This window comes from Novosphingobium humi (assembly GCF_028607105.1).
In the GTDB taxonomy this organism is placed as follows: Bacteria; Pseudomonadota; Alphaproteobacteria; order Sphingomonadales; family Sphingomonadaceae; genus Novosphingobium; species Novosphingobium humi.
Genome location: NZ_CP117417.1, coordinates 1,840,569 through 1,866,349, shown reverse-complemented (window position 1 = coordinate 1,866,349; position 25,781 = coordinate 1,840,569). Strand labels below are relative to the sequence as shown.

At 64.1% G+C, this 25,781-nt stretch carries 22 protein-coding genes; 14 read left to right on the top strand and 8 right to left on the bottom strand.

Annotated elements, in window-relative coordinates; genetic code table 11:
• Window position 1: 1 nt before the first annotated feature.
• Window positions 2-1,495: an amidophosphoribosyltransferase gene (gene purF, locus PQ457_RS08785; RefSeq protein ID WP_273616507.1), complete on the bottom strand. Its 1,494-nt coding sequence runs from the start codon at window positions 1,493-1,495 to the stop codon at window positions 2-4.
• A 105-nt stretch (window positions 1,496-1,600) separates the two neighbouring features.
• A complete protein-coding gene (locus PQ457_RS08780) occupies window positions 1,601-3,370 on the bottom strand; it encodes a sensor domain-containing diguanylate cyclase (RefSeq protein ID WP_273616506.1) in 1,770 nt (589 codons plus the stop codon).
• Between the two features lie 186 nt (window positions 3,371-3,556).
• Between PQ457_RS08780 and PQ457_RS08775 the strand changes: the two genes are divergently transcribed.
• From PQ457_RS08775 to dnaE, 6 genes are all read left to right on the top strand, one after another.
• Window positions 3,557-4,798 carry a lipoprotein-releasing ABC transporter permease subunit gene (locus PQ457_RS08775; protein ID WP_273616505.1) on the top strand — a complete coding sequence of 414 codons (1,242 nt, stop codon included), beginning with the start codon at window positions 3,557-3,559 and terminating at the stop codon, window positions 4,796-4,798.
• Window positions 4,791-5,495, top strand: a complete 705-nt coding sequence (locus tag PQ457_RS08770; RefSeq protein ID WP_273616504.1) for an ABC transporter ATP-binding protein — start codon at window positions 4,791-4,793, stop codon at window positions 5,493-5,495. Before PQ457_RS08775 ends, PQ457_RS08770 begins: the two co-directional genes overlap by 8 nt.
• Window positions 5,496-5,552: 57 nt before the next feature.
• Window positions 5,553-5,795 (top strand): hypothetical protein, encoded by a 243-nt coding sequence (locus tag PQ457_RS08765; protein WP_273616503.1) that lies wholly within the window; start codon window positions 5,553-5,555, stop codon window positions 5,793-5,795.
• A gap of 3 nt (window positions 5,796-5,798) precedes the next feature.
• Window positions 5,799-6,395 carry a GNAT family N-acetyltransferase gene (locus tag PQ457_RS08760; protein ID WP_273616502.1) on the top strand — a complete coding sequence of 199 codons (597 nt, stop codon included), beginning with the start codon at window positions 5,799-5,801 and terminating at the stop codon, window positions 6,393-6,395.
• A gap of 9 nt (window positions 6,396-6,404) precedes the next feature.
• Window positions 6,405-6,887, top strand: coding sequence for a glutathione peroxidase (locus PQ457_RS08755; protein ID WP_273616501.1), 483 nt, complete (start codon window positions 6,405-6,407; stop codon window positions 6,885-6,887).
• Window positions 6,888-6,975: 88 nt separating this feature from the next.
• Entirely contained in the window at window positions 6,976-10,533 is a 3,558-nt protein-coding gene (gene dnaE / locus PQ457_RS08750) for a DNA polymerase III subunit alpha (protein ID WP_273616500.1), read from the top strand.
• Here the strand turns inward: dnaE and PQ457_RS08745 are convergent, their stop codons facing one another.
• Window positions 10,534-11,613, bottom strand: a complete 1,080-nt coding sequence (locus PQ457_RS08745; protein ID WP_273616499.1) for a PA0069 family radical SAM protein — start codon at window positions 11,611-11,613, stop codon at window positions 10,534-10,536.
• Window positions 11,614-11,715: 102 nt separating this feature from the next.
• On the opposite strand from PQ457_RS08745, the gene PQ457_RS08740 reads away from it, so the two are divergent.
• The gene (locus tag PQ457_RS08740) at window positions 11,716-12,594 is read left to right on the top strand and encodes an arylamine N-acetyltransferase family protein (RefSeq protein WP_273616498.1); all 879 of its coding nucleotides are present in this window, start codon (window positions 11,716-11,718) and stop codon (window positions 12,592-12,594) included.
• A 154-nt stretch (window positions 12,595-12,748) separates the two neighbouring features.
• Here the strand turns inward: PQ457_RS08740 and PQ457_RS08735 are convergent, their stop codons facing one another.
• From PQ457_RS08735 to PQ457_RS08725, 3 genes are all read right to left on the bottom strand, one after another.
• Window positions 12,749-13,288: a molybdenum cofactor synthesis domain-containing protein gene (locus PQ457_RS08735; RefSeq protein WP_273616497.1), complete on the bottom strand. Its 540-nt coding sequence runs from the start codon at window positions 13,286-13,288 to the stop codon at window positions 12,749-12,751.
• Window positions 13,289-13,302: 14 nt separating this feature from the next.
• Window positions 13,303-15,018 (bottom strand): lytic transglycosylase domain-containing protein, encoded by a 1,716-nt coding sequence (locus tag PQ457_RS08730; RefSeq protein WP_273619287.1) that lies wholly within the window; start codon window positions 15,016-15,018, stop codon window positions 13,303-13,305.
• Window positions 15,019-15,143: 125 nt separating this feature from the next.
• Entirely contained in the window at window positions 15,144-15,959 is an 816-nt protein-coding gene (locus PQ457_RS08725; RefSeq protein ID WP_273616496.1) for a uracil-DNA glycosylase family protein, read from the bottom strand.
• 105 nt (window positions 15,960-16,064) lie between these two features.
• Between PQ457_RS08725 and PQ457_RS08720 the strand changes: the two genes are divergently transcribed.
• The 5 genes from PQ457_RS08720 to PQ457_RS08700 all read left to right on the top strand — a co-directional run bounded on the left by PQ457_RS08720 (window position 16,065) and on the right by PQ457_RS08700 (window position 22,131).
• Window positions 16,065-16,892 (top strand): 4-(cytidine 5'-diphospho)-2-C-methyl-D-erythritol kinase, encoded by an 828-nt coding sequence (locus PQ457_RS08720; RefSeq protein WP_273616495.1) that lies wholly within the window; start codon window positions 16,065-16,067, stop codon window positions 16,890-16,892.
• Complete coding sequence (locus tag PQ457_RS08715) at window positions 16,862-17,623, top strand: N-formylglutamate amidohydrolase (RefSeq protein WP_273616494.1); 762 nt, start codon at window positions 16,862-16,864, stop codon at window positions 17,621-17,623. The genes PQ457_RS08720 and PQ457_RS08715 overlap by 31 nt, the downstream gene beginning before the upstream one ends.
• 78 nt (window positions 17,624-17,701) lie before the next feature.
• Window positions 17,702-19,543: a dihydroxy-acid dehydratase gene (gene ilvD, locus PQ457_RS08710; RefSeq protein WP_273616493.1), complete on the top strand. Its 1,842-nt coding sequence runs from the start codon at window positions 17,702-17,704 to the stop codon at window positions 19,541-19,543.
• Window positions 19,540-20,922 carry an NAD(P)H-hydrate epimerase gene (locus PQ457_RS08705; protein WP_273616492.1) on the top strand — a complete coding sequence of 461 codons (1,383 nt, stop codon included), beginning with the start codon at window positions 19,540-19,542 and terminating at the stop codon, window positions 20,920-20,922. The genes ilvD and PQ457_RS08705 overlap by 4 nt, the downstream gene beginning before the upstream one ends.
• Window positions 20,923-20,931: 9 nt before the next feature.
• On the top strand, window positions 20,932-22,131 hold the full coding sequence (locus tag PQ457_RS08700) for a class I SAM-dependent RNA methyltransferase (protein WP_273616491.1): 1,200 nt from the start codon (window positions 20,932-20,934) through the stop codon (window positions 22,129-22,131).
• 16 nt (window positions 22,132-22,147) lie between these two features.
• On the opposite strand, the gene PQ457_RS08695 is transcribed toward PQ457_RS08700, so the two are convergent.
• Both PQ457_RS08695 and PQ457_RS08690 read right to left on the bottom strand, forming a co-directional pair.
• Complete coding sequence (locus tag PQ457_RS08695) at window positions 22,148-22,801, bottom strand: class I SAM-dependent methyltransferase (protein ID WP_273616490.1); 654 nt, start codon at window positions 22,799-22,801, stop codon at window positions 22,148-22,150.
• Between the two features lie 5 nt (window positions 22,802-22,806).
• Window positions 22,807-24,030 carry a BtaA family protein gene (locus PQ457_RS08690; protein WP_273616489.1) on the bottom strand — a complete coding sequence of 408 codons (1,224 nt, stop codon included), beginning with the start codon at window positions 24,028-24,030 and terminating at the stop codon, window positions 22,807-22,809.
• A gap of 194 nt (window positions 24,031-24,224) precedes the next feature.
• Between PQ457_RS08690 and PQ457_RS08685 the strand changes: the two genes are divergently transcribed.
• Both PQ457_RS08685 and PQ457_RS08680 read left to right on the top strand, forming a co-directional pair.
• Window positions 24,225-25,436: a saccharopine dehydrogenase family protein gene (locus tag PQ457_RS08685; RefSeq protein ID WP_273616488.1), complete on the top strand. Its 1,212-nt coding sequence runs from the start codon at window positions 24,225-24,227 to the stop codon at window positions 25,434-25,436.
• On the top strand, window positions 25,436-25,780 hold the full coding sequence (locus PQ457_RS08680) for a DMT family protein (protein ID WP_172341392.1): 345 nt from the start codon (window positions 25,436-25,438) through the stop codon (window positions 25,778-25,780). The genes PQ457_RS08685 and PQ457_RS08680 overlap by 1 nt, the downstream gene beginning before the upstream one ends.
• The last annotated feature ends 1 nt before the right edge of the window (window position 25,781 follow it).

Below are 25,781 nucleotides of genomic sequence, written 5' to 3'. Positions count from 1 at the left end.
TTTACGCCTCAGTCTCGCCCGCCACCGCATCGGCGTCATAGTCGGTCAGATGGGTGGGATATTCGCCGGTGAAACAGGCATCGCAGAATTGCGGGCACTTCGCGTTGCGATCCTGCTGACCCACGGCGCGATAGAGGCCGTCGATGGAAACGAAGGCCAGACTGTCGGCCTGAATATAATCGGCCATCGCCTCCAGATCCATCCGCGCGGCCAGCAGCTTGCTGCGCTCGGGCGTATCGACGCCATAGAAGCACGAGTGGTCGGTGGGCGGGCTGGCGATGCGCATATGCACTTCGGAGGCGCCCGCATCGCGCATCATCTGCACGATCTTGAGCGAGGTGGTGCCGCGCACGATCGAATCGTCGATCAGCACGATGCGCTTGCCCGCGACCAGCGCGCGGTTGGCATTATGCTTGCGCTTCACCTCGGCATGGCGCTTGCTGTCGCCCGGCTGGATAAAGGTGCGGCCGACATAGTGGCTGCGGATGATGCCCAGTTCGAAGGGGATGCCGCTCTCGGCCGCATAGCCGATGGCGGCAGGCACGCCCGAGTCGGGCACAGGCACGACCAGATCGGCGTCCGCAGGGGCTTCCTTGGCCAGCTCAACGCCGATCTGGCGGCGCGACTGATAGACCGATTGGCCACCCAGAATCGAATCGGGGCGGCTGAAATAGACCTGCTCAAAGATGCAGGGGCGCGGGGACGGATCGCCAAACGGACGGTGGCTGGAGATCACGCCATTGTGATCGACCACCAGCAATTCGCCCGGCTCGACCTCGCGTTCGAAATCGGCGCCGACAACGTCCAGAGCCACGGTTTCGGAGGCAAACACCACCGAACTGCCGATGCGGCCCATCACCAGCGGGCGGATGCCTAGCGGATCGCGGCAGGCGATCATGCCCGCCGGCGTGGTGCAGATCAGCGCATAGGCGCCCTCGATCAGGCGCAGCGCATCCACGAAACGGTCGAGCAGCGTGGGATATCGGCTGGTGGCGACGAGGTGGATGATGACCTCGGTGTCAGAGGTCGACTGGAAAATCGAACCCTTGTGAACCAGATCACGCTTCAGCGTCATCGCATTGGAAATATTGCCGTTATGCGCGATGGAGAAACCACCGTCGGCCAGATCGGCAAATAGCGGCTGGATGTTGCGCAGGCCCGAGCCGCCCGTGGTGGAATAGCGCACATGGCCCGAAGCCATCATGCCCGGAAGGTCGGCAAAGATATCCTGATTCTTGAACACATGCGCGACATGGCCGATGCCGCGATGCGAGAAGAACTCGCCGCCGTCAAAGCTGGTGATGCCGACGGCTTCCTGACCGCGATGCTGCAGCGCATGAAGGCCAAGCGCCACAACCGAAGAGGCCGAGCGCGCGCCGATGACGCCGAAAATGCCGCATTCTTCATGCAGCGTATCTCCGTCATCGCCCACATCCCATGGGGTTTCATCGCGGAAAGCGTCGGAAGGGGCGGCGTGTTGGCTGATGCTGGTCATGCGGGTGGATGCGACTCTTCGATGACAATGCGCCGGGCGGCGCGGGGCGGGGCGCATTTGGCGCTTGTTGCCCCCGAAAGCAAGGCCCCGGTGCATCACATATGATCAAGCCGCGATGGAAAGCCGGTCCCGGCCCGCTCCCTTGGCCGCATAGAGCGCCTGATCGGCCTCGGCCATGGCGGCGTCGGCACAGTCGCCAAGGCGGGCGAGGCCGATGCTGGTGGTCACGAAAATCTCGTTGCCGTCATAGATCGTGGGGGCATGGGCCAGCGTCTTGCCGAGACGGGCGCAGATGCGTTCGGCCACCTCGATGCTGGCGCCGGGCAGCAGCAGGGCAAATTCCTCGCCCCCGATGCGCGCCAGCATGTCGGTGCCGCGCAGGCCCTGACGCGCCACCGACGCAAAGGTGCGCAGCACCGCATCGCCAGCCGCATGACCATAGCGGTCATTGACCTGTTTGAAGAAATCGAGGTCGATCAGCGCCACGCAGCCCGATTGCCCCCGCGTGATACAGCCGTTGATCGTATCGAGGAACAGGCGCCGATTGGGCAGGCCGGTCAGCTCGTCCGTCAGCGCCGCGCGGGCCAGCGCATTTTCATAGGCCTTGCGCTCGGACATGTCGCGCACCACGCTGACCACGCTCTCGACCTGTCCGGCCTCATCCAGCACGGCGCGCATTTGCGCCTCATACCATCGCGGCGCGGCCTTGCGCGGCTTGCCCAGAAATTCGACCTCGACCGCATTGCCCTTGGCCGAGAGCGCGCGGCGATAGGCTTCGACCACCGCGCGGCGATGGCGCGGCGCCACCAGCCGCAGCGCGGAATGACCGATCAGGCGCTTGGGCTCCTGTTGTGCAAGCTGCTCGATCGAGGCGGAGGCAAAGCGGATCTTGCCCATCGCGTCGCTCGACAGAATGATGTCGGTCGAATTTTCGGCCAGCAGGCGATAGCGCGTCTCGCTCTCGCGCAGGCGGGCCAGCAGGTGGCGCATATGCTGGATCGCGCTGGTCACCGGCATGATGGCCAGCGCGGTGGAGGCCAGATAGACCTGAAGGAACTGCAATTGCCGCCCGACGCTGTGGCCAGACAGCGCCAGCGTGCTTTCGCCTCCGCGCACGAACCACAGGCCAATCACCGCCAGAATGACATACATCAGCGAGAGCGTGGCCAGATCCACAAACACCGTTGAGACCACCAGCAGCAGGATCGGCAGAAACAGCACCGGGATCATCGTCTGGGCAAAACAGAGCGTGGCCACCAGCGCCATCGCCATGGGAAAGCCCAGCGCCACCGGCCAGCGCGGACGGTCGAACAGAAACCGCCGCCCGCGCCGCTGGGAATGAGCCAGCACGGTAAAGCAGGGCAGAAAGATCATCAGTCCCAGACTGTGGCTGTAATACCAGTTGCGGAAATTCTGCAGCGCCTCGCCATGTCCGGCAATCGACAGGCCGATCAGGCTGAGGCTGGCGCCCAGCAAGGGCGTGCAGACCGAGACGCCAAACAGCAGTCCCATGAGCCATTTGAGCGATCCTACCAGCTCGCTCTTGGGCAAAAGGCGGCGCATCAGCAGCGCGGCCGTCACGGCCTCGGACATATGGGCCAGTGCGATGACCGGCGCCGCGGCCCAGCCAAGGCCCCAGATGCCCGTCACCAGCATCGAGGCCAGCGCGCAGGCGGCCACCCGCGAATACCACACCCGCGTCGACACCGTGGCCAGCGATGCCGTCAGCACCGCGCCTGCGGGCCAGAGAAAGCTGTTGCCGTGGTCGATCTGGGCAAAACTGGTGCCCAATTGCGCGCACAGGAAATAGACCAGTCCCAAAATGGCAAAGCCGGGAGGTGTGCGGTCATGGATTGGCGGGATGCGTAATCTCATGGGCTGGGAATGTACGTATATAACGGTTAATTTCGTCTTTAGATTGGATCGCGAATGGCAAGAATCCTGCCTGTTGCGCTGCGATTTGTCGCCATCTGGGGATTGCACGTTGCGCGCTTGGCGGCGGACGCCTAAATCCCGCATCGGATGCCCGGTCGGGCCGCAGCAAACAGGCGCAGTATTTCCGTGATTCTCAATCGTTTTGAATGGACCGTGGCCAAACGCTACCTGCTGCCGGGGCGTGGAGAGGCCTTTATTGCCCTTGTGGCCGGGATCAGCCTTGTGGCCGTCGCGCTGGGTGTGGCCGCGCTGGTCGTGGTGATGAGCGTGATGAACGGTTTCCGCGCCGAATTGCTGGACAAGATCGTCGGGCTCAACGGCCATGCGATCATCCAGGCCTATGGCGGGCGACTCGATAACTGGCAGCAGGTGCTTAAGGATGTCCGCGCCACGCCCGGCGTGGTCAAGGCCAGCCCGCTGATCGAACAGCCCTTGCTCACCACCTTTAACGGGCGGGTCGAGGCCATTCTGGTGCGCGGACAGACCGCGCCCGATATTGCCGCGATGAAACCCAAGGTCATTTCCGGCTCGATGGACGCCATCACCCCCGACAGCGGCATGGTGGCCATCGGCGCGCGTCTGGCCGAAAGCCTTGGGGCACGGGTGGGCGACAGCATCACCGTCATCAACCCCACCGGGCGCGACACGCCCTTTGGCACCGTCCCGCGTCAGGTCGCCTATCAGGTGGGCGCGATCTTTGAGGTGGGCATCTATGACTATGACAATGCCTTTGTCATCATGCCGATCCCCGATGCGCAGACGCTGCTGCTGACCGGCGATTCCATCGGCATGATCGAGGTAAAGACCGACAATGCCGACAAGGCCGCCGAAATGCTGGCGCCCTTGGGCAAGAAACTGGCGGGCCAAGCGACGATCACCGACTGGAAAACGATCAACGCGCAATTGTTCGATGCGCTGGCGGTGGACCGGGTGGTGACCTTTGTGGTGCTCTCGCTGATCGTGCTGGTCGCCTCGTTCAATATCCTGTCCAGCCTGATCATGCTGGTGCGCGCCAAAACGCGCGACATTGCGATCATGCGCACGATGGGGGCCTCGCGGCGCTCTATCATGAAGATCTTCCTGACCATCGGCGCGGTGATCGGTTCGCTGGGGACCGGGGCGGGGCTGGTGCTGGGCTTCACCTTCCTGTTCTATCGCCAGAATGTGCTCAATTTCGTGCAACTGGTCACGGGGCAGCAATTGTGGGACCCCAAGATCCGCTTTCTGACCGAATTGCCCAGCCGGTCCGATCCGGTTGAGGTGATCGGGATTGTCGCCATGGCGCTGGGCCTTTCGTTTGTGTTCACGCTGTTCCCCGCGTTCAAGGCGGCGAGCACGGACCCGGTGCAGGTGCTGCGTTATGAATGAGGTTCTGAAACTGACCGGCCTGACGCGTGCCTTTGAACAGGGCGGAGTGCGGATTGAGGTTTTGAAAGGCATCGACCTGTCGATCATGCCGGGCGAGATCGTCGCGCTGCTGGGTCCATCGGGCTCGGGCAAATCGACGATGCTCCAGGCGGTCGGCCTGCTGGAGGGCGGCTTTGGCGGGCGGATCGAGGTGGCGGGCCATGATGCCAGCGCGATGAATGGCGATGCGCGCACCGACCTGCGCCGTTCCTCCATCGGCTTTGTCTATCAATTCCACCATCTTCTGCCCGATTTCACGGCGATGGAGAATGTTGTGCTGCCGCAACTGGTGGCCGGCCATGATCAGGACGAGGCCGAAGGGCGCGCGCGTGAATTGCTGGGCGCGCTGGGCCTGTCCTCGCGCGTGACGCATCGCCCCAACCAATTGTCGGGCGGCGAGCAGCAGCGTGTGGCTGTCGCGCGCGCGCTGGCCAATCGCCCGCGTCTTGTGCTGGCCGATGAACCGACCGGCAATCTGGACGAGGCGACCGCCGACCGTGTGTTCGACGAATTCCTGCGTCTGGTGCGCGAAAGCGGGGCGGCGGCGCTGATCGCCACGCATAATGAACGGCTGGCGCTGCGTATGGACCGTGTCTTGCGTCTGCACGAAGGGCGCCTGCATGATGAGCGGCAGGCCAATTCTGAACAAACCGCTTGAAGGTTAATGACGCGCCTCCCACATGGGGTTGGTAAGGCGCAAGATAAGGAGAGATCCATGACCAAACTGATCGACTGGCAGGAAACGGTGGCGCTGCATCTGGCCAATGACGGCGGCGGTCTGCTGGACGAGTTGAAGACAGTGCGGCGTGGTACTTTGGCCGATCTGGTACGCTATATCGCCTTGCTCGATGCGCCCGAGCGGGAGCGTTACGAGATCGAGCGGGTGGGCGACCACCGGATGAAGGCCCATGAAATCATGGAGCTTTATGCGCGCGCCGATTTCCCCCATGCGGAATAAGGTGTGAGCCACTGGCCCGAGGCGCCCGTGCTATGCGGGCGCCATGTCACTTTGCGTCCGCTCCGGCGCGCGGATCGGGATGATCTGCTGGCGGCGCTCTCGACGGGTTTTGAACACACCTTTGCGGGCGGATTGCCCACAGCCCAAACCATCGACGGCTGGCTGGACCGGGTCGAGGCCGAAACGGCGGCGGGGCGGGCGCAGGTGTTTGCGGTGCTGGACGCCAATGGCGCGGTGGCGGGCACCACGCGCTATATGCGGATGAATGCGGCCGCGCGCCGGGTGGAAATCGGCACCACGCTCTATGCGCCCCGTGTGCGGCGCACCGGCTTGAACACCGAGGCCAAGAAACTGCTGCTGGGCCATGCGTTCGATGTTCTGGGCGTCTATTGTGTCCAGATCCGCACCGATGTTCTGAACCATACCAGCCGCCGCGCGATCGAGCGGATCGGGGCCAAACAGGACGGCATCCTGCGCGGGCATACGGTCATGCATGACCCCGATTATGGCGAAAGGCGGCGCGAGACGGTGGTCTATTCGATCCTGGACATTGAATGGCCCGGCATTCGCCGCCATCTTGACGCCTTGCTGGACAGATAGGGATCACCCATGCCTAAGACGATTGCCGATTTCACCGCGCATCTGCCCAATGGCGAAACGATCAGCCTTGCCGACCGGCTGGGCAAGGTGCTGCTGGTGGTCAACACGGCCAGCAAATGCGGGTTTACGCCGCAATATGATGGCCTTGAAAAGCTGTGGCGCGATTATGGCGCGCGCGGGTTTGAAGTGATCGCCTTTCCCTGCAACCAGTTCGGCGGGCAAGAGCCGGGCAGCGCGGAGGAGATCGGCGAATTCTGTCGCGTCAATTTCGGCCTGTCCTTTCCGCTGATGGGCAAGGTCGAGGTCAACGGGCCGGATGCCGATCCTTTGTGGAACTGGCTGAAAGAAAGCGCGCCGGGGATTTTGGGCACGAAAAAGATCAAATGGAATTTTACCAAATTCCTGATCGGGCGCGACGGCCGCGTGGTGCGCCGGTTTGCCCCCAACGTCAAGCCGGAGGCGATTGCCGGGGCCATCGAGAATATCCTCTGAATTGTCCACAGCATTGGCCACAGGCTTGTCCGCATATCCTGAAGGGTCTGATTGATGCCAAGGCCCCCTGCGCCCTAGGGATCTGATCATGGCACATTCTTCCTTCGTCCCGCTGCATGTCTATTCCAGCTTTACCATGCTGGATGGCGCCATTGACCCCAAGGCCATGGCCAAACTGGCGAAGAAGCACAATTTTCCCGCCATGGCGGTGACGGACCGCAATGGGCTTTACTGCGCGCCTGCCTTTGCGGGGGCGTGCAAGGACTTGGGCGTCCAGCCGATCATCGGCACGCTGCTTTCCATTGCGCGGCCCAGCGGGGATGGCGGCGGCGTGCTGCCATCCGCGCCCCAGATCGACGCGGTGGTCCTGCTGGCCCAGAACGAGGCGGGGTGGAACAATCTGTGCCATCTGGTTTCCAAGGCGCATCTTGAGCGCCCGCTGGAATTTGATCCCCATGTGCGCCTGTCCGATCTCGACGGCCATACGGACGGGTTGCTCTGCCTGACCGGCGCGGGCGAGGGCGCCTTGGCCCGCATGTTTGCCGAGGGGCAGAACGAGGCGGCCCTGCGCTATGCAGATGCGTTGCAGGCGGCCTTTCCCAACCGGCTCTATATCGAGATCGCCCGCACCGGCGATCCGGCCGAGGAGGGCGGCGAGGAGGCGCTGATCGACCTTGCCTATGCCCGCGACATTCCGCTGGTGGCGACAAATCCGGCCCATTTTGCCGATGCCAAGGACAGCGCGGCCCATGACGCCATGCTTTGTATCGCCGGGTCCACCCATGTCGATGCGCCCGACCGCAAGCGCTCCAATCCCCAGCAATGGGTGCGCAGCGCCGAGTTGATGGAACAGCTCTTTGCCGATCTGCCCGAGGCTTTGGCCAATACGCTGGTGATTGCCCAGCGCTGCGCCTTTGAGCCGCCCAAGCGCAAGCCGCTGCTGCCGTCTCTGGCGGGCGACAAGGAAGGCGAGGCGCGCATGATGGTCGATCACGCGCGCGCGGGTCTGGCCAAGCGTCTGGCTCCCTACTGGCCGGGCGTGGACGAGGCGACGCTGGACAAGGCGCTGGCCGCGCCTGAGGAAAATTATGAGGCGCTGCGGCCTCTGGGCGTGGATGAGAGCTTCCTCGAATATGCCAAACGCCTCGATTTCGAGACGGGCATCATCAACCGCATGGGTTTTGCCGGTTACTTCCTGATCGTGGCCGACTTTATCCAATGGGCCAAGCAGAATGACATCCCCGTGGGGCCGGGGCGCGGTTCGGGTGCTGGCAGCCTTGTGGCCTGGGCGCTGACCATCACCGACCTTGATCCGCTGCGTCTGGGTCTGCTTTTCGAACGTTTCCTCAACCCGGAACGCGTCTCGATGCCCGACTTCGACATCGACTTTTGCGAAACGCGGCGCGGCGAGGTGATCCGCTATGTTCAGCGCAAATATGGTGCGGACCATGTGGCCCAGATCATCACCTTTGGTAAGCTGAAGGCGCGCGCCGTGCTGCGCGATACGGGCCGCATTCTTCAGATGTCCTATGGACAGGTCGACCGCCTGACTAAGATGGTGCCCAATCATCCGACCGATCCGTGGAGCCTCGAACGTGCGCTCAACGGCGTGCAGGAACTGCACCGCGAATATACCAATGACCCCGAGGTCAAGCGCCTCATTGATCTGGCGATGCAGTTGGAGGGCATGCCGCGCAACAGTTCGACCCACGCGGCGGGCGTGGTGATCGGCGACAGGCCGCTCGAACAACTGGTCCCGCTCTATCGCGATCCGCGTTCGGACATGCCGGTGACGCAGTTCGACATGAAATATGTCGAGAACACGGGCCTCATCAAATTCGACTTTCTGGGCCTCAAAACGCTCTCGATCCTGCGCAAGGCGGTGGATCTTTTGGGGCGGCGAGGGATCAATATCGATCTTTCCACCCTGCCTTGGGACGATTCCGATGTGTATGACCTGCTCAAGCGCGGCGATACGGTGGGTGTGTTCCAGCTTGAATCCGAAGGTATGCGGCGCACGCTGGCGGCGGTGAAGCCCACCAATTTTGGCGACATCATCGCGCTCGTCTCGCTCTATCGTCCGGGGCCGATGGACAACATCCCCCTGTTCGGCCAGCGCAAGAACGGCATGGCGCCCATCGAATATCCGCATGAGAAACTGTCGGGCATTCTGGCCGAAACCTACGGGATTTTCGTCTATCAGGAACAGGTGATGCAGGCCGCGCAGATCCTTGCGGGCTACTCGCTGGGCGATGCCGACCTTTTGCGCCGCGCGATGGGTAAAAAGGTGCAGGCCGAAATGGACGCCCAGCGCCTGCGCTTCGTCATCGGTTGCCGTGAGGTGTCGGATATCGACAAGGACAAGGCCAACGAACTGTTCGATATCATCGACAAGTTCGCAGGCTACGGCTTCAATAAATCGCACGCTGCCGCCTATGCTTTGCTCGCCTATCAGACCGCGTGGTTCAAGGCGCATTATCCGCATGAATTCTATGCCGCGGCCATGTGTTTCGATATGCATCAGTCGGAAAAACTGGCGGTTTTTGTCGATGACATGCGGCGCAATGGGATTGCGGTGGCCGGGCCATGCCTCAACCATTCCGAGGCCGAATTCATGGTCGAACAGACCGCCGATGGTCATCAGGTGCGCTATGCCTTGGCCGGCATCCGCAATGTCGGCGAAAAGGCGATGGAGGTCGTCGTCGCCGAGCGGCAGGCCACTGGTCCGTTCAAGGATCTGGCCGATCTGTTCACGCGTGTGCCCTATGGCTCGCTCAACCGGCGCATGCTTGAAGGTCTGGCGGCCAGCGGGGCGTTTGACGCGCTCGAACCCAATCGCGCCAAGGTGCTGGCCAATGCCGACATGCTTTTGGCCGTGGCCGAAGAGGCCGAGCGCACCCGCACCAGCGGCCAGCACGGTCTGTTCGGCGGCGATGACGCGGGGGCGGGCAACATCCGCCTGATTGACGTTCCGGCATGGAGCCGCAGCGACCAGATGACCAAGGAGCGCGAGAATTTCGGCTTCTATTTCGCCGCCCATCCGGTCGAGCAATGGCGCGCCGTGGCCAGTTCGCATGGCGCGCGCAGCCATGCCAGCCTGCTGGCGGGCGGGGTTGCGGGGCGCACCGGGGCGGTGATGGCGGCCATGGTCGAAAACGTCCAGAAGCGTAAAACCAAGCGCGGCAAGGACTTTATCATGGCCGATTTCTCGGACCAGTCGGGCAATTTTTCGGCCTCCTGCTTTGAGGAAACGCTGGTCGACAGTTTCGTCAACTGGGCCAAGGAGGGCGCCTGTATCCTGCTGACGGTCGAGCTTGACAGCCCCAGCCCCGAGGAGCCGCCGCGCGTGACCGTGCGCGGCGCGCAGGCGCTGTCCGAGGTGAAGGCGGCGGCCAAGATGACGCTGAGCCTCGATGTGTCGCGGCCCGAGGTCTTTGGCGAATTGGCCACGATCCTGCCGCGCGGCGGGCTCGGCACGGTGGAGGTGGTGCTCAAAACCGGCGGTGCGCAGGAGCCGCGTCTGCGTTTGGGGCGCGATTTCCTGCTGGATGGCGAATTGACGGATCTGATCGCGGGGCTGGAGGGCGTGGCCAATGTCTCGCTCAAGCCCACGCGGGCGGGCGGGCATCTGCGGCTGGTCGCCTGATCAGAACAGCGTCATTTGCCCATCGCGGCGCGGCGGGCGGAACTGGGCGATGTCCAGATCGGCGCGATGGTCGCCAAGGCCCAATCGCGCCTTGGCAATGCGAAAGCGCGCGCGGATCAGGTCGGCCCAGACGCCCTGCGGCTTCATCCGGGTAAAGAAATCGCTCTGATAATCGGCCCCGCCGCGCAGGGATTGCACGATATGCATGACCTTGTCCGCGCGGTCGGGGAAATGCGCTGCCAGCCATTCGCGAAACAGCGGTGCGACCTCATGGGGCAGGCGCAGCATGATCCAGCTTGCCCCGCGCACCCCGCGCGCGGCGGCGGCCTCCAGAATGCGCTCGATCCATTCCTCGGTGATCGCGGGCACGATGGGCGAGACATTGACCCAGACCGGCACGCCCGCCGCGCTTAACTTTTCAATCGCATCCAGCCGCTTGGCCGGACTGGCCGCGCGCGGTTCTAGGCTGCGGGACAGCCGCGCATCAAGCGAAGTCACCGAAACCGCCACTGCCGTCAGCCGATGCCGCGCGAGTTCGGCCAAGAGGTCGAGATCATGCAGGATGCGATCCGATTTGGTGGTGATTGTCACAGGATGGCGCGTTTCGAGGCAAACCTCCAATATCTGCCGGGTCAGGCGATAGCGCGCCTCGATCGGCTGATAGGGATCGGTGTTCGTCCCCATGGCAATTGGCGCGGGCGAATAGCCGCGCGCGCCCAGTTCCCGCCGCAGCAACTTTGCCGCCTCAGGCTTGGCAAACAGGCGGCTTTCAAAATCCAGCCCCGGCGAGAGGTCTAGATAGGCGTGGGTTGGCCGCGCATAGCAATAGATGCAGCCATGCTCACACCCGCGATAGGCGTTGATCGAGCGGTCGAAGGGCACATCTGGCGACTTGTTGCGCGAGATGATCTTGCGCGCAGCCTCCTCGTTCACGGTGGTGCGTAGGGGCGGTGGGCCGCCATCGACATCCTCCATGGCGTCCAGCCAATCCCCATCCGCCTCACGTCCGGGCAGGGCAAAGCGGGTGGAGAGAGCGCTGCTTTGCGCAGCCCGGCCGCGGGGAGGGGGAGGCGAAACCATCGCCCATAAAGAACATAAAAAGAACAAATGCGCAAGCGCTGGCTATTGCGCCCCGCGCCGACTAAACGGATGCCCATTGCCCTCTGATCCGGAATCCCTTCCATGTCCGCGCCTTACGCCAGCCTGATTCCCGCCGATGCCGACCGCCTTTCGCTCTATCTGGCGCGAATCGGCCTTGCCGCCCCGGTCGAACCTGCCGCCGAGGGTTTGGCAATCCTCCAGCGCGCGCATCGCATGAACATCGGCTTTGAAAACATGGATGTCATGCTGGGCCGCGCGATCAGCCTCGATCCCGATGCGATCTTTGGCAAGCTGGTGATGGGCGCGCGAGGCGGCTATTGCTTTGAGCAGAACTGGTTGTTCGGCACGATGCTGTCGCGGATGGGCTTTGCCAACCGGCCGCTGCTGGCGCGGGTCTGGCTGGGCCTTGCCGAGGACGCCCCGGCATCGCCGCTGACCCATACGTTCCGGCTGGTTGATCTGGATGGAGAGGCCTGGATTGCCGATGCGGGCTTTGGCGGCTCCTATGTCCCGCCCATACCGCTGGCCGATGGCGCCACCGTCCAAACCAACGATGGCGCGAAGCATCGCATCACCCGGCACAGTGCGCCCGGCTCTCTGGCGGGCGAATGGCTGGTCGAGCGCATGGGCCCCGCCGCCGCCACTGATGGCCGCGCCACCGCGCCGGGATGGCAGAAACAGTACAGTTTCAACCTCAACGAAGTTGCGCCCATCGACCTTGAGCTGTCGAACCACTGGACCTTTACCAAGCCCGAGACGCGCTTCACAACGGCATGGATCGCCTCGATTGTGCTGGAGGATGGCTTTGCCGCGCTCAACGGGCGGCGGTTGACGATGTATGCGGGCGGACGGGGCGATGTCATGGAAATCGCCAATGCGCAGGACTGGCGCGCGATGCTGGCCGATCTGTTTCGGGTGGAGTTGAGCGAAGATGAAGTGGCGGGGTTGAAGGTGTTCTAGAGGGTCTGGATAAGGTGCGAGGGCCTGGACCCTCGCGCTCTCCGCTCCGCAGGCTATACGAGCACAAGCCCGAACGCCGCCAGCCAAACGCCACCCGTTAACGGGATTGCAAAGGGACGAGTCCCTTTGCCCGCCGGAGGCATAGAACGCCGGTTCAAACCTCTCGCAACCTCGGCATCAGTTCAACAAAGTTGCAGGGCCGGTTCCGGCTGTCCAGTTGTTCGAACAGGATGCCGTCCCAGCCGTCTTTCACCGCACCGTTTGAACCGGGCAGGGCAAAGATATAGGTAGCGCCCGCCATGATCGCCATGGCGCGCGACTGAACGGTGCTGGTGCCGATGGATTTATAGGACAGCCAGCGGAAGAGTTCACCAAAGCCGGGGATCAGCTTGCCGCTGTGGGCAATGATGATCTGGTCGAGCGCCTCGGGCGTGACATCGCGCCCGGTCAGGCCTGTGCCGCCGGTCGAGATCACGCAGTCGATTTCCGGGTCATCGATCCACGCATCAAGCTGCGCCACCAGCGTATGCACATCCTCGCGCAGGATCTTGCGCGTGGCGAGGATATGCCCCTTGTCGATGATGCGCTGGGCCAGAATGTCGCCGCTGGTGTCATTGTCCGGCGTGCGCGTGTCGGAAAGCGTCAGCAGCGCGATGCGGATCGGTTTGAACTCGCGGGTTTCGTCAATGGCCATCGGCGCACTCCTTGTTATGGAGTGGCTTGGTAGCCGTTCATGCCGGGGGCTGCAATCACGCCATTGCTGGCCATTCTTACCCCGCGCGCGCCATCGAGTCCGGGGAAGGTCGGCCACAGGCCCTGCGCCAGCGCGGTGCGGCTTTCCGAAGTGCCGCCCGCCTGCCGCTCATACATCCAGTAATTGCGCAGAACGGTGGCGACATAGCCGCGCGTTTCCCAATAGGGCACCGATTCCATCCAGAGCAGCGGATCGCCGCCATCATGGATCTGGGTGTTCCAGCGCGCCACAGGCAGCGGCCCGGCATTATAGGCGGCCATCACCTTGGGCAGCAGCCCCTGCGTGGCGGCGCTGTTTTTCAGCGCCTGAAGATGCTCTTGTCCAAAGGCCAAATTCACATCGGGCCGCGTCAGATCGCCCACCGAGCCCGAAACGCCCAGCGCCGCAGCATGATCACGCGCGGCGGCGGGCATGATCTGCATCAGCCCGCGGGCGCCCGCGCTGGACAGGGCCGTGGCGCGAAAGGCCGATTCCTGAAGCGTATGGGCCAGCACCAGCGCCGGATCGACCTGCCACCCGGTGGCGGGGGTCCATTTCGGCGTGGGGAAACGGCTTGCGGGCGCGGGGATGGCGCCGCCCGGCGCATTATAGGCCATCCACAATTGCGTGGCGGGCAGACCCAGATCGCGCGCCAGACGCGACAGCGGCTGATACTGATCCACGCTGCCGATGCGGGCCTGATGGCGCAGCACATCGTCGGCCAGCCCATCCTCGCCAATTTCGGCCAAAGCCACGGCCGCGCGGATATTGGGATTTTCGCGAAGGGATTGCCAGTCGGCAGCGGTGAAATCGGGCGCGGAATGGCCGGTGGGCAGGCGCAGGCCCAATTGCTCGGCCGCGATCATGCCATAAAGCGTTTCATCCAGCCGCGCCGCCGCGCGCAGCGGCGTCGCGGCCATTTCGGGCTGGCGGCAACGCACCTGCGCGCGGGCCTCCCAGTAATAGGCGGCGGCGGTCAGTTCCGTGTTGGTCGATCCCTTGGCCGCGCGGGCAAAGGCCTCGCCCGCGTTCAGGCAATCGCCCAGCCGCCACGACGCAAGGCCCGCCACCCACGCCCCTTCGGCCACCCACGGGCCGGACATGGGCACGCTGCCATCTCCGATGGATGAGGCCAGCGCGAATGCTTCGCTGTCCTGATTGTTGATGTAATAGGCCCACGCGACCTTTTGCCGCCATTCCGCGCGCGCCTCGGCCGAGAGCGTGGCATCGACCCCATCGAGCAGCAGACGCGCACCCAGCGCATCGTCCACCTTGATCTTGTCATTGATGCCCTGCGCGATGATGGCGGGCATGGTGCCGTCGGCAATGCTGCGCGGGCGGGTGCGGCGCGGGGCGTTGGGCTGGGTATAGAGCGCCTGCGGCAGGGGCAGGGTGGGCAGCGCCGTCCCGCCGCGCTTGATGGCCAGCGCCGCGATCTGTTCGGCCTGCGGCAGGGTGGGATTGGCATTCAGCCAGTCGATCAGGGCGGGCAATTCGATGCGCGGCGAACCGGGCGCCAGATAATATTCCGCCCGCGCCGAACCATGCAGCGGACCATCGGGGCGTTCGGCAAACATGGCCTGAACCCGCGCCCAGTCCTGCCGTTTGATGGCGCCGAATATGTCCTTGTACCAGGCGCGCTCATCCTCGGAGAGCAGCTTGGGCACAGCCGAGCGCGAGACGCGGCTCATGAAATAGTCGGCGGCGGCGGAATTGGCGGCGGCGGGCCGCGCCCCGGCAACGGACGCCAATGCGGCAAGCGCGCAAAACCATGCGCGCGCAGACCCGGCCTTGTGTCGATCCCGTAACCGCAAAATCAATCCCTTATCCCGTCCAGCCCATCGGGCCAATTCAGCCAGCTGCGCCAGAAACCGGCCTTGCGCCGTGGATTTTCCAGCAGCATACCCAGATCCTGAGCGACCAGAACGGCGATCCCACTCGCATCCGTTCCGGCCTCCGGGCGGCCATGTCCCGCCTCACTTTGGTTAATCAGTGATAAAAGGGCAGGCTTTTGCGATGGGTCGTGGCCGAGCAGCGGCAGAATGCGATCCCCCAGCAAAAGCAGGCGGCGCGGCGCGGCCAGCGCGATATGGTGGGCCAGAACCGCGCCCATGCCCTCGTTGCGCAACAGGTCCCAATCGGGCGCGGGCATCGTGCGGGGCAGGGCGGCGGCGATATAGCAATCGTCGCTCCCCAGCCCCATCACGCGGAGCATCGCCGAGAGCAGCTTGCCCTGAGGTCCGCAGAGCAATTGGCCGCTCTGGGCGTCCACGCTTTCGGGCATGGGCACAACCACCATCAGGGCGGCCCCCACCGGCCCGCGCGGCGGCACCCGGCCTGGCGCGCCGGTGGGGTCCAGTGTCGGCTCGTTCATCCACCATGGCGCGAAATCGCCAAGCGACTTGGGCCACTGGTCAACCTCTCCGCCAAGGCGCGGGCGGGGCTGGGGCGGCGGCGGTTCGGGCCGCGCCCGCATCATCGGCGGCGGCGCGCCCTGCGGCGGGGCGCCTTCCTGCGCAATCTCGTCCAGCCATTCCTGCGGCTCGTCGCTGTAGGCATAGCTGACCCCGGCCTCGCGCCACCAGTCGAGCGCGGCGGCGATCTGGGCCGAAAGGGGAAGGTGGGCGGTCATTGCGCGCCTGATTGGCGGCATTGGGGGCGGATGACAAGATGCTGTGCGGTATTTTCATGCAAAGGCGTCTTGCCTGCGCGCGGCGCCCGCGCCATGGGAGGCGCCATGGAACCTGTCGATTTCCCCCTCTCCGAAACGGCTTATGCCAAGATCAACCTTGCGCTGCATGTGCGCCGCCGCCGCGAGGATGGCTATCATGAGCTGGAAACGCTCTTTGCCTTTGTCGATGCGGGCGATGCGTTGAGCGCGACGCAGGCAGGCGGGGATTCGCTGGCGATCACGGGGGAATTTTCGCCCTTGCTGGCCGGTGAGGAAAGCAATCTGGTGCTGGACGCGCTGGCGCTGATCCCGCGTGAGGGCGGCTGGGCGGTGGCGCTGGACAAGGCGCTGCCGGTGGCCGCAGGGCTGGGCGGGGGTTCGGCCGATGTGGGGGCGGTGTTCCGCATGGCGCGGCGGGCGGGGGTGTTGCCGGACAATTGGCATGAACTGGCCGCCGGGCTGGGGGCCGATGTGCCCGCCTGTGTCGAAAGCATCGCCATGGTCGGGCGCGGCACGGGGACCGAGCTTGAGCCGGCGCCTGAGGATCTGAAAGGCTGCCCGGTGCTGCTGGTCAATCCGCGCGTGCCTTTGCCGACCGGGCCGGTGTTCAAGGCGTGGGACCGGGTTGATCGCGGCGCCATGCCGATGGGCAGCGCGCGGGAGATCGCCCTGCATGGCCGCAACGATCTGGAGGCGCCCGCGATTTCCATTTGTCCGCCGGTGGCCGATGTGCTGGCGGCTTTGGGGCAAACGGGGGCGTGGCTTGCGCGCATGTCCGGGTCGGGGGCGACGTGTTTTGCGCTGTTTGACGATCTGGCCGCCCGCGACGAGGCCGCCGCCACCATCGCGGCGGATCATCCGCAATGGTGGCAAATGGCGGGGCTGCTGCGATGATCGCGCGCGAGACGGACGCCTATTGCCTGTTGGGTGAACCGAAATTCGGCGGCATTCTGATCGTCTCTGACCATGCCAGCAATCGCGTGCCCGAAGGCATTGATCTGGGCATCGCGCCGGAATTGATGGACCAGCATATCGCCGTGGACATCGGCGTTGGCGCGATTGCGCAAATCATGGCGCAGCGCCCCGGCATCGCCGCCTATTGCGCGAATATCAGCCGCCTTGTCTGCGACCTCAACCGCGGCGACCATCAGGCCGCGACCATCCCGCATGTCAGCGACGGCCATGCCATCCCCGGCAATGAAATCTCGCCCGAGGCGCGCGAGGCCCGTCTGGCCCGGTTTCACCACCCCTATCACGCGGCGCTCTCGCAATTGCTGGATGATGCGCCGCCCGCGCTGATCCTGTCGCTGCATTCCTTCACGCCGCGTCTGGCCACCAGCGACGAGGCGCGGCCGTGGCATGTCGGCATCCTCTATAATGAGGACGATCGCGCCGCGCGCATCGCCATTCCCCTGCTGGAGGCGCAAGGGCTGATCGTGGGGGATCAATTGCCCTATTCGGGCCGTGTGCTGAATTACACGATGAACCGCCATGCCGAGGCCGAGGGGCGACCCTATCTGGGCGTGGAAATCCGTCAGGACCTGATCGGGGATGCCAAGGGGCAGGCAGAGTGGGCCGACCGCATGGCGGATATTTGTAATAAAATTGCGCTAAGTCTTCCTTGATTGCAATTTTCACATTGCCACTTGCCCTTGGGGGTTGTAGGGGCGCAAACGTCAATTCGAGTCTGCCGGAGTAGTCCCATGCCTGCCTATCGTTCACGCACCTCCACCCATGGCCGCAATATGGCAGGCGCGCGGGGCCTGTGGCGCGCCACCGGCATGAAGGACAGCGATTTCGGCAAGCCGATCATCGCGGTGGTCAACAGCTTTACCCAGTTCGTGCCCGGCCACGTCCACCTCAAGGATCTGGGCCAGATGGTCGCGCGCGAGATCGAGGCGGCAGGCGGCGTGGCCAAGGAATTCAACACGATCGCCATCGACGACGGCATCGCGATGGGCCATGACGGCATGCTCTATTCGCTGCCCAGCCGCGATCTGATCGCCGACAGCGTCGAATATATGGTCAACGGCCACTGCGCCGACGCCATGGTTTGCATCAGCAACTGCGACAAGATCACGCCGGGCATGTTGATGGCCGCCATGCGTTTGAACATCCCGGTCGTCTTCGTTTCGGGCGGGCCGATGGAGGCGGGCAAGGTCGTGCTGCGCGGCAAGGAAGTGGCGCTCGATCTGGTCGACGCGATGGTTGCCGCCGCCGACGAAGCCTATAGCGACGAGGAAGTTAAAACCATCGAGCGTTCGGCCTGCCCCACCTGCGGGTCGTGCAGCGGCATGTTCACCGCCAATTCGATGAACTGCCTGACCGAGGCTCTGGGCCTCTCGCTGCCGGGCAATGGTTCGACGCTGGCCACGCATAGCGACCGCAAGGAACTGTTCCTGCGCGCCGGGCGTCTGGCGGTGGAACTGTGCAAGCGTTACTATGAGCAGGACGATGAAAGCGTGCTGCCGCGCAACATCGCCAGCTTCGAAGCGTTTGAAAACGCGATGAGCCTCGACATTGCCATGGGCGGGTCGACCAACACGGTGTTGCACCTGCTGGCCGCCGCGCAGGAAGCGGGCGTCAATTTCACCATGGCCGACATCGACCGCCTCTCGCGCCGTGTGCCCTGCCTGTCCAAGGTGGCGCCGGCCAAGAATGATGTGCATATGGAAGACGTCCACCGCGCGGGCGGGATCTATTCGATCCTTGGCGAACTGGAGCGCGGCGGGCTGCTCCATGCCGATCTGCCCACGGTCCATTCGCCCACCCTGCGCGATGCTCTGGCCAAGTGGGACATTGGCCGCAGCAACGATCCCGAAGTGCAGGAATTCTTCCTTGCCGCACCCGGTGGCGTGCCGACGCAGACCGCCTTCAGCCAGAGCCGCCGCTGGGAATCGCTCGACACCGACCGTGAAAAGGGCGTGATCCGCAGCGTCGAGCATGCTTTCAGCAAGGATGGCGGTCTGGCGGTCCTGTTCGGCAATATCGCTCTGGAAGGCTGCATCGTCAAAACGGCGGGCGTGGATGAAAGCATCCTGAAATTCACCGGCCCCGCCAAGGTTTACGAAAGCCAGGACGCAGCGGTGACGGCGATTCTGACCGGACAGGTCGTGGCGGGCGATGTGGTTGTCATCCGCTATGAAGGGCCCAAGGGCGGTCCGGGCATGCAGGAAATGCTCTATCCCACCAGCTACTTGAAGTCGAAGGGGCTGGGCAAGGCCTGCGCGCTCATCACCGATGGCCGTTTTTCGGGCGGCACCTCGGGCCTGTCGATCGGCCATGCCTCGCCCGAGGCGGCCGAAGGCGGCGCGATCGGTCTGGTGGAAACGGGCGATGTGATCGAGATCGACATCCCCGGTCGCACGATCAACCTTGCCGTTTCCGACGAAGTGCTGGCGCAGCGCCGCGCCGCGCAGGAAGCCAAGGGCTGGAAACCCGCCAAGGACCGCCCGCGCAAGGTTTCGACCGCATTGAAGGCCTATGCCGCGATGACCACCAGCGCGGCCAAGGGCGCGGTGCGGGATCTTTCGCAACTGAAATGACCGCATTGGGCCAGATCCTGTCCGCCGAGCAGATGCGCGCCGCCGAAGGCGCGCTGATGGCGGGCGGGATTGGGGTGGATGAACTGATGCAGCGCGCGGGGAACGGGGCGGCGGACTATGTCTGGCGCGTCGCCGGGCCGCTGCGCCGGGTCACGGTACTGACCGGGCCGGGTAACAATGGCGGTGACGGCTGGGTGATTGCCGAGGCGATCCGGCGGCGGGGCGGCCATGTGCTCGTGGTCTCCGCCGCAGAGCCGAGCACGGATGCGGCGCGATTGGCGCGGTCGCTTTATTCCGGCGCGGTTTCGGATGGCCCAGTGGATGGCGATCTGCTGGTCGATTGTCTGTTCGGCACCGGGCTGACGCGTGGGCTGGGCGAGGCGGATCTGGGGTTGCTGGCCGGATTGGCGGCGAGGCATGGCAAACGGATCGCTGTCGATCTGCCCAGCGGCGTGGCTACCGATACGGGCGTGGCGTTGAATGACGGCCTGCCCGATTATCACCTGACGATAGCGCTGGGCGCGTGGAAGCCCGCGCATTTCCTGATGCCTGCGATGGCGCGGATGGGGGAATTGCGGCTGGTCGATATCGGCTGCGGCGTGGGGGAGGATGCGGGGCAGGTGATCGGGCGGCCCCGGTTTGATGCTCCGGCGGCCGATACGCATAAGTACCGGCGCGGGCTGCTGGGCGTGGTGGCGGGCGCGATGCCGGGCGCGGCGGTTTTGGCGGCCACGGCGGCGCAGGGCGCGGGCGCGGGTTATGTCAAAGTGCTTTGCGATGCGCCCCTCGCAGTGCCGATACCGGTGCCGATGGATCTGGTCTGCGCGCGGGCGGATTTTTCCGATGAACGGATCGGCGCGCTGCTGGTCGGGCCGGGGCTGGGGCGCGATGCGGGGGCGCATTTCCTGCTGGCCGATGCGCTGGGGGCGGGGCGGCCCACGGTGCTGGATGCCGATGGATGCCATCTGCTTTCCAAAGGTATGGCGGCCACAATTGCCACGCCGCATGAAGGCGAACTGGCCGTGCTGGAGCGTCATTTTGACAGCCGGGGCGAGGACAAGATCACGCGCGCGCGCAATCTGGCGCAGGCCAGCGGGATGGTGATCGTGGCCAAGGGGCCGGACACGATTGTGGCCGCGCCTGATGGCCGCTGGGCGGCGGCGGCGCGCGCATCAAGCTGGCTTTCCACGGCGGGGACGGGCGATGTGTTGGCGGGCGCAATTGCCAGCAGGCTGGCCACGGGGGCCGAACGTTTTGCGGCGGCCTGCGAAGGCGTCTGGCTGCATGGTGAGGCGGCGCGGATCACCCCGCCGCCTTTTTCTGCCGGAGAACTGGCCAAATCCATCGCAAAGGCTTATCGGGCCTGCCTCCAGAGTTAAGGGGCCAGTATGAGTGACGATCCGATCCTGCGCATTGCCGCCAAGGGCGATGGCATAACCGCCAGCGGGGCCTATGTGGCCGGGGCTGCGCCGGGGGATGTGTTGCTTGCCGATGGCTCGATTGCACGCGGGCCTCATTATGCTGCGCCCGCCTGCCGCCATTACGGCACCTGCGGGGGCTGCACGCTTCAGCATGTGGGCGATGAGGCCCTGTCCGATTTCGTGCGCGACCGGGTGGTCCATGCCGCGCGCGGGCAGGGGATGGAGCCTGAGATTTTGGCACCCACCCATCTCTCGCCCGCCGGATCGCGGCGGCGCGCTTCGCTCCGCGCGGCGCGGGTGGGCGGCGCCATCGCTCTGGGCTATTCCGAGGGCGGATCGCACAAGCTGGTCGATCTGAAGGAATGCCCGGTGCTGGCGCCCGAACTGGTGGCGGTGCTGGGGCCTTTGCGCAAATTGCTGGCGCGGCGCGATGGGCGCTTTGCCGTGGAAGTGGACCTGACGCTGGCCAGTCAGGGCGTGGATGTCGCACTCAAAGGTCTGACGGTCGAGGGTCTGCAGCAGACCGAGGCGATGCTCGATTTTGCCCGCGACAATGGACTGGCCCGGCTCAGCCTCGATCAGGGCTATGGCCCGGAAAGCCTGTGGGAACCCGATGGCGTGACGGTCAATCTGTCCGGTGTCGAGGTGCCTTTGCCGCCCGGCGCCTTCCTTCAGGCCACGCTGGATGGCGAGCAGGCGCTGGTCGGCGCGGCGGTGGAATGGCTCAAGGGCGTCTCACCGGTGGCCGATCTGTTCGCCGGGCTGGGAACTTTCGCCTTCGCATTGGCCAAGGCCGGATCGAAGGTTTTGGCGGCAGAGGCCGATCAGGCCGCTTTCCTTGCCTGCAAGTCGGCGGCGGGGCGGTCTGGGCTGATCGTCCATCCGCTGCATCGCGACCTGTTCCGCAATCCGTTGATGCCTGATGAACTGAACCGCTTTGGCGCGGTGGTGCTGGACCCGCCGCGTGCGGGCGCGCGCGAACAGGTGGGGCGCATCGCCGCCAGCACGGTCAAGCGCGTGGTCTATATCAGCTGCAACCCGTCAAGCTGGGCCCGCGATGCGGCGCAATTGATCGAGGGCGGCTATCGTCTGGCCGAATTGCGCCCGGTGGGGCAATTCCGCTGGACCACGCATGTGGAACTCGCCAGCCTGTTTTTGCGCGATTAATTCGGGCCGGGGCGCATTACACGCCCCGATACCGGCGGATGACGATCAGGCGATAGTAACCCAGCGGGCCGTCATGGACCTCCACCGAGGCGATGCTGCCCGCCAGATGGTGGGCAACTTCGGCCAGATCGGGGCGGGGGCTGACATGGAAATGCGCCAGCCAGCGCATCAGCACCCAGCGCAAGGGCGCGGGCAGCCCGCGCGCATCGCCGAAATCAACGATATGCAGCTCGCCCCCCGGCGCCAGCACGGCGATGCCCTGAGCGATGGCTTCTTCCCATGCGGGGATCATCGAGAGGGCAAAGGAAATCATCACCCGTTCGAAATGGGGGCGGCCAAACAGGTCCTGCGCATCAAATTTGCAGGCATCGCCCACGGCCAGACGCGCGCGGGCGCCCAGCCGGTCCTGCGCGGTTTCCAGCATCAGGGGAGAAATATCCAGTCCATGGATCTGCGTCTTGGGCCACAGTTCGCGCACCAGCGAGAGGTTGCGCCCCGTGCCGCAGCCCACTTCGAGCACCGCGCTGCCATAGGGCATACGCAAGCCCCGGATCAGCCGGTCGCGCCCAAACAGGAAATATTTACGCGTGACATCATAGATATGGCGCTGCCAGCGATAGACGCTGTCCATCAGATCGCCATGGGTTTCAAGAGCAGGTGCGGTAGCCATGGGGATCATCCCTTGAAGCGATAGAGGTGGAGGCCGCCATAGATCGAGGAGCGGTCGGCGCGGATCAAGCTGCGCGCTTCGGCCTCGCTGTAATCCCAGCGCGAGAGGATGGCGTCAGGCACGCGGCCGGGCAGCAGCGTTTCCTCGGCTGCCGTGCGGAACAGGACGCGCGCGCCGGAGCGCGCGGTGCGGGTGATCTGTTGCCACAGGTCGGTCAATTGCGCGTCGCTCATCCAGTCCTGCGCGTCCAGCAGGATGTAACGGTCGAGGCTGGCGTCGGCCTGTTCGCGCAGATGGTCGGTGAAATTGACGTGGCGCCAGTCGATGCGGTCAACGCGCGCGCGCACCGCTTCATAATTGGCGGGCTGGAGATAGGGCGGCAGCGGCGCGTCCAGCCCCTTGCCATAGCCGCGGTTGAAGGCCTGCCATGCGAAGTAGTTTTCGCTCACGGCAAAGTCACAGGCCAGCTTTTCAAGGCGGGCGCGCAGCACATGGGCCATACGCTGATCGCCGGCCAGCGCGTCGAATTGCGCCGGGGGAATGCCAAGGCCAAACAGGCTGGCGGGCTGGTTGGTCAGCCAGCGGATGAAGCGTTTGTCGAAAACGGGGGCGATCTTTTCGTCAAAGATGCGGCGCTGGTCCTCAATGCTTTGCGCGCTGAGGATGGCGCGCAGATCGACGCGGTAAAGGCGGGCGACGAAATGGGCCATGCCGATGAAATTGCCCAGCAATCCGCGCTTGTAGATGCCATTGGCAAAGCCGCCGATCCGCTTGCGCCCGACCAGATCGCGCCCTTCCCAGTAGCGGCGGGTGGCATCATCGAGGTGCGGGGCCAGATATTGGCGATAGGCGGCCAGATTGGCCTTGTTGTCAGCCTCGACAAAGAACCGGCGCAGCGCGTTATAGTCAGGCAGATGGCGCAGAGCGGCGAATTTCAGATTGCCCAGCGCGATATGGGCTGTGTTGAGATCAACCGCGGTAATCTGGGCCGGGTCCGCCACAAGATAGGACAGCGCATTGCATGAGCCGGACGCAATCGTCACGATGCGGCTGTCAGACTGAATGTCCAACGCGGCCATATCGACCACCGGATCTTCCCAGATCTGGGCATAGACCAGCCCGCGAAAGGCCAGCGCAAAGGCGCGGTCGGCCAGACGTTCGCGTTTGGGCGCATCATTTCGCACCACGGCATTGTCGATGATATGCGTTTGGCGCAAGGGTGCAGACATGTTGCGACGATCTCCGGCGGGTCTCGAATATTTCCAGCGCTCATATGACCGGCGCGTTGCGGGCGCATGACGCGCCCGTGACGATTTCAAGACAACAAGGCATGTTGTGCTGTCACAATACGGCCCTATATGGCGGCATTCGGATTTATCAGGGCCGGGCATCAGCGCCGGCCCGTTTTTATGGAGTTTCGCCCATGGGCAAGGTTCTGGTGATTGGCGCCGGCGGCGTCGGCTCGGTGGCGGTGCACAAGATGGCGATGAATGCGGATATTTTTTCCGACATCCATCTGGCCAGCCGCACCAAGAGCAAGTGCGATGCGATTGCCGCCTCGGTCAAGGAACGCACGGGCGTCGATATCGCCACCTATGCGATTGACGCCGAGGACGTGCCGGCGCTCGCCGCCCTCATCAAGCAGATCGGGCCTAAGCTGGTGGTGAACCTCGCGCTGCCCTATCAGGATCTGACGATCATGGACGCGTGCCTGATCGCGGGTGCGCATTATATGGACACGGCCAATTATGAGCCCAAGGACGTGGCCAAGTTCGAATATCACTGGCAATGGGCCTATCAGGATCGCTTTAAGGAAGCGGGTCTGACCGCGCTGCTCGGTTCGGGCTTTGATCCGGGCGTGACCTCGGTTTTCGCCATGTGGCTGAAAAAGCATAAGCTGAAAACCATTCGCCAGCTCGACATTCTCGACTGCAACGGCGGCGATCATGGTCAGGCCTTTGCCACCAACTTCAACCCGGAAATCAACATCCGCGAAGTGACCGCGCCTGCGCGCCACTGGGAAGGCGGCCAGTTCGTCGAAACCCCGGCGATGGCCAACAAGGTCCAGTTCGACTTTGCCGAAGTCGGGCCGAAGAACATGTACATGATGTATCACGAGGAGCTGGAAAGCCTTGCCAAGTTCATCCCCGAACTGGAGCGTGCGCGTTTCTGGATGACCTTTGGCGATGAATACATCAAGCATCTGACCGTGCTGCAGAATGTGGGCATGACCCGCATCGATCCGGTCATTTACAATGGCGTGGAAATCATTCCGCTCCAGTTCCTCAAGGCCGTGCTGCCCGAACCCAGCACGCTGGGCGCGACCACCAAGGGCAAGACCAATATCGGCGATATCGCCACGGGCGAAGCGCTGGATGGCAGCGGTGAAAAGACGTTCTACATCAAGAACATCTGCGACCATGAGGAATGCTATGCCGAAACCGGCAATCAGGCGGTGAGCTACACCACCGGCGTTCCGGCCATGATCGGCGCGGCCATGATCATGCAGGATGTTTGGACCGGTGCGGGCGTGTTCAACATCGAACAGTTCGATCCCGATCCCTTCATGGACATGCTCAACAAGCACGGTCTGCCTTGGTCGGTCGAAGAACTCGACGGCCCGGTGAGCTTCTGATGAACTGGGGTTTGATCCTGCCCCCGCTGATGCTGGCGGGGTCGAACCTGTTCATGAATGTGGCGTGGTACGGCCATCTCAAGGCGCCGCACAAGGCGATTTGGGTGGCTGTGCTGGCGTCATGGGGGCTGGCCTTTTTCGAATACTGGCTGGCCGTTCCCGCCAATCGTCTTGGGGCAAAGGCCTATTCGCTGGCCCAGCTCAAGACGATGCAGGAAGTCTTTTCGCTGGCGGGCTTCGTACTGGTGGCATGGGCGCTGTTCGGGCAAAAGCCGGGGCTGGCGCAACTGGCGGGCTTTGCGCTGATTATCGCGGGCGCGGCGCTGATTTTCAAAGGAAACTGAA

What these genes read in the sequence shown, in the direction of transcription:
- PQ457_RS08690 (WP_273616489.1), bottom strand. Translation starts at nt 24,030, where the DNA reads ATGTCTGCACCCTTGCGCCAAACGCATATCATCGACAATGCCGTGGTG.
- dnaE (WP_273616500.1), top strand. Translation starts at nt 6,976, where the DNA reads ATGGCACATTCTTCCTTCGTCCCGCTGCATGTCTATTCCAGCTTTACC.
- ilvD (WP_273616493.1), top strand. Translation starts at nt 17,702, where the DNA reads ATGCCTGCCTATCGTTCACGCACCTCCACCCATGGCCGCAATATGGCA.
- purF (WP_273616507.1), bottom strand. Translation starts at nt 1,495, where the DNA reads ATGACCAGCATCAGCCAACACGCCGCCCCTTCCGACGCTTTCCGCGAT.
- PQ457_RS08765 (WP_273616503.1), top strand. Translation starts at nt 5,553, where the DNA reads ATGACCAAACTGATCGACTGGCAGGAAACGGTGGCGCTGCATCTGGCC.
- PQ457_RS08715 (WP_273616494.1), top strand. Translation starts at nt 16,862, where the DNA reads ATGGTGGCAAATGGCGGGGCTGCTGCGATGATCGCGCGCGAGACGGAC.
- PQ457_RS08770 (WP_273616504.1), top strand. Translation starts at nt 4,791, where the DNA reads ATGAATGAGGTTCTGAAACTGACCGGCCTGACGCGTGCCTTTGAACAG.
- PQ457_RS08725 (WP_273616496.1), bottom strand. Translation starts at nt 15,959, where the DNA reads ATGACCGCCCACCTTCCCCTTTCGGCCCAGATCGCCGCCGCGCTCGAC.
- PQ457_RS08720 (WP_273616495.1), top strand. Translation starts at nt 16,065, where the DNA reads ATGGAACCTGTCGATTTCCCCCTCTCCGAAACGGCTTATGCCAAGATC.
- PQ457_RS08740 (WP_273616498.1), top strand. Translation starts at nt 11,716, where the DNA reads ATGTCCGCGCCTTACGCCAGCCTGATTCCCGCCGATGCCGACCGCCTT.
- PQ457_RS08735 (WP_273616497.1), bottom strand. Translation starts at nt 13,288, where the DNA reads ATGGCCATTGACGAAACCCGCGAGTTCAAACCGATCCGCATCGCGCTG.
- PQ457_RS08695 (WP_273616490.1), bottom strand. Translation starts at nt 22,801, where the DNA reads ATGGCTACCGCACCTGCTCTTGAAACCCATGGCGATCTGATGGACAGC.
- PQ457_RS08755 (WP_273616501.1), top strand. Translation starts at nt 6,405, where the DNA reads ATGCCTAAGACGATTGCCGATTTCACCGCGCATCTGCCCAATGGCGAA.
- PQ457_RS08705 (WP_273616492.1), top strand. Translation starts at nt 19,540, where the DNA reads ATGACCGCATTGGGCCAGATCCTGTCCGCCGAGCAGATGCGCGCCGCC.
- PQ457_RS08780 (WP_273616506.1), bottom strand. Translation starts at nt 3,370, where the DNA reads ATGAGATTACGCATCCCGCCAATCCATGACCGCACACCTCCCGGCTTT.
- PQ457_RS08730 (WP_273619287.1), bottom strand. Translation starts at nt 15,018, where the DNA reads ATGAGCCGCGTCTCGCGCTCGGCTGTGCCCAAGCTGCTCTCCGAGGAT.
- PQ457_RS08685 (WP_273616488.1), top strand. Translation starts at nt 24,225, where the DNA reads ATGGGCAAGGTTCTGGTGATTGGCGCCGGCGGCGTCGGCTCGGTGGCG.
- PQ457_RS08700 (WP_273616491.1), top strand. Translation starts at nt 20,932, where the DNA reads ATGAGTGACGATCCGATCCTGCGCATTGCCGCCAAGGGCGATGGCATA.
- PQ457_RS08745 (WP_273616499.1), bottom strand. Translation starts at nt 11,613, where the DNA reads ATGGTTTCGCCTCCCCCTCCCCGCGGCCGGGCTGCGCAAAGCAGCGCT.
- PQ457_RS08680 (WP_172341392.1), top strand. Translation starts at nt 25,436, where the DNA reads ATGAACTGGGGTTTGATCCTGCCCCCGCTGATGCTGGCGGGGTCGAAC.